Genomic DNA, 2,257 nt, shown 5'->3' with positions numbered 1-2,257 from the left:
CGCTGTGCGCGCAGCAGGAGGACGAGCTCATCTTCTACGGCGACGCGCGCCTGGGCTACGAGGGCCTGATGACGGCCAATGGCCGGCTCACCGTGCCGCTCGGTGACTGGACGGCGGCGGGAGGCGGCGCCTCGCCCACGGCCTGCTGGAAGTGACCCGGCGCGATGGGCGTGGTGAAGCGCGAGTCCTGGTGGGCGTCGAGCATGCGCAGCATGTGGACCGCCTCGGACACGTGCTCCTTCTCCTCCGTCGCCAGGTGGAGGAAGAAGGCCCGCACCTCGGGGTGGGAAGACGCCCGGGCGAAGGCCTCGTACTCGTTGATGGTCTCGAGCTCGCGCGCCAGCACGAGGCGGATACGCGCCACGTCGTCCAGGTCGCTGTCCGGTATGTCGGCCATTGAGGACGGACCCTCGCAATCCGCCGGGGGCACCGTCAAGAGAAACAGGGGCCATGGGTTTCCCGCTTCATGCCACTTGACGTCACGCATAGAGTCGCCGGCCCGTGACCGCCTCCGCACCCGAGCCTTCCCCGACTCCTCCCGCCCCGTCAGGTCGGACCGAACGCTCGGGGGGCAAGGGCGCGATGCTCGTGGCCACGGGCATCCTCGCCTCGCGCCTGATGGGCCTGGTGCGCGAGCGCGTCTTCGCCCACTACCTGGGCAACGCGGAGGCGGCCGCCGTCTTCAAGGCCGCGCTGCGCATCCCCAACTTCCTGCAGAACCTCTTCGGTGAGGGCGTCCTCTCCGGCTCCTTCATCCCCGTGTACGCCCAGCTGCTGGGCCGCAAGGACGCGGAGCAGGCGGAGCGGGTGGCGGGCGCGGTCTTCGGCCTGTTGTCCCTGGCGACGGCGCTGCTGGTGTGCGCGGGCATGCTGTTCACGCCCGTGTTCGTGGACCTCATCGCTCCGGGCTTCGAGGGCCACGCGCGGGAGATGGCCATCCGCGTGGTGCGCATCCTCTTCCCCGGCACGGGCTTCCTGGTGCTGAGCGCCTGGTGCCTGGGCATCCTCAACAGCCACCGGCGCTTCCTGCTGTCGTACCTGGCGCCCGTCGTCTGGAACGGGGCCATCATCGCCACGCTGCTCGTCGTGGGCGGCCGCTACGAAGAGGACCGGCTGGTGGAGCTGCTGGCCTACGGCGTGGTGGCCGGCGGTTTCCTCCAGTTCGCGGTGCAGGTGCCCCGCACGCTCCAACTGCTGGGGAGGTTCCGCCCGTCGCTCTCCACGGCGACGGAGCCGGTGCGGCAGGTGCTGCGCAGCTTCGGCCCGGTGGTGCTGGGGCGCGGCGTGGTGCAGTTCAGCGCGTGGGTGGACACGGCCTTCGCCACGCTCATCTCCGAGCGCGCCATGTCATCCCTCGTGTACGCGCAGACCATCTACCTCATCCCGGTGAGCCTCTTCGGCATGGCGGTGTCCGCGGCGGAGCTGCCGGAGATGGCCCGCGCGGCGGACGGCGCCGGGTCGGAGGAGGTCGCCGCGAAGCTGCGTCAGCGCATCGACGGAGGGGCGCGGCGAATCGCCTTCTGGGTGGTGCCCTCCGCGGCGGCCTTCCTGTTCCTGGGCGACATGGTGGCCGCGGCGCTCCTTCAGACGGGCCGCTTCGACGCGGCGGACTCGCGCTACCTCTGGTACCTGCTCATGGGCGCCGCCGTGGGGCTGGTGGCCTCCACCGTGGGCCGGCTGTACGCCTCCGCCTTCTACGCCTTGAAGGACCCCAAGACGCCCCTGCGCTTCGCCATCGTCCGCGTGGCGGTGGGCTCGGTGGGCGCCTGGATCCTCGGCCTGCATCTGCCCGGGTGGCTGGGGCTGCCCTCGGAATTGGGCGCGCTGGGGCTCACGCTCGCCAGCGGGCTCGTGGCCTGGCTCGAGTCGTATCTCCTGCGCCGCAAGCTGACCCGGCAGCTGGGGCCCGTGGGTGTTCCCCCGGGGCTCCTGCCCCGGCTGTGGGGCGCGGCCGTCATCGCGGGCCTCGTGGCCCTGGGCGTGAAGCTGGGGCTCGCGGCCGTGCTGGGCCCCATGCCGGGAGTGCAGGCGGAGTGGGGCGGGGCCTTCCTCGCGCCCCCCAGGCTGCACCCCGTCCTGGGTTTCCTGGCCGTCGCCATCCCCATGGGCGGCATCTATTTCGCGGTGGCCGCCGCGCTGGGTGTCCCCGAGGCCGGCGCGGTGTTCCGCAAGGTCTCCGGCCGGCTGCGCCGGGCGCGCTAAGTGCTCGCCAATGCTCGGCTCCCCACGGAGCGGGCAGGGGGGTGGTTGGAGCAGC

Annotated in this window: 2 protein-coding genes and 1 pseudogene; 2 read left to right on the top strand and 1 reads right to left on the bottom strand. The window is 72.1% G+C overall.

Going from position 1 to position 2,257, the window contains the following annotated elements; translation table 11 throughout:
* Positions 1-2 precede the first annotated feature (2 nt).
* The gene (locus FL311_RS42690) at positions 3-155 is read left to right on the top strand and encodes an encapsulin (protein WP_228557468.1); all 153 of its coding nucleotides are present in this window, start codon (positions 3-5) and stop codon (positions 153-155) included.
* Here FL311_RS42690 and FL311_RS46405 read toward each other — a convergent pair.
* Positions 110-397: pseudogene (locus tag FL311_RS46405) on the bottom strand (ferritin); the annotation flags it as partial. The gene FL311_RS42690 and the pseudogene FL311_RS46405 overlap by 46 nt on opposite strands.
* Positions 398-501: 104 nt before the next feature.
* On the opposite strand from FL311_RS46405, the gene murJ reads away from it, so the two are divergent.
* The gene (gene murJ, locus FL311_RS42680; protein WP_141333357.1) at positions 502-2,202 is read left to right on the top strand and encodes a murein biosynthesis integral membrane protein MurJ; all 1,701 of its coding nucleotides are present in this window, start codon (positions 502-504) and stop codon (positions 2,200-2,202) included.
* The last annotated feature ends 55 nt before the right edge of the window (positions 2,203-2,257 follow it).

Source organism: Myxococcus sp. AB025B, from assembly GCF_006518215.1.
Lineage (GTDB): Bacteria > Myxococcota > Myxococcia > Myxococcales > Myxococcaceae > Myxococcus > Myxococcus fulvus.
This window is presented reverse-complemented; position numbering and strand designations above follow the sequence as displayed.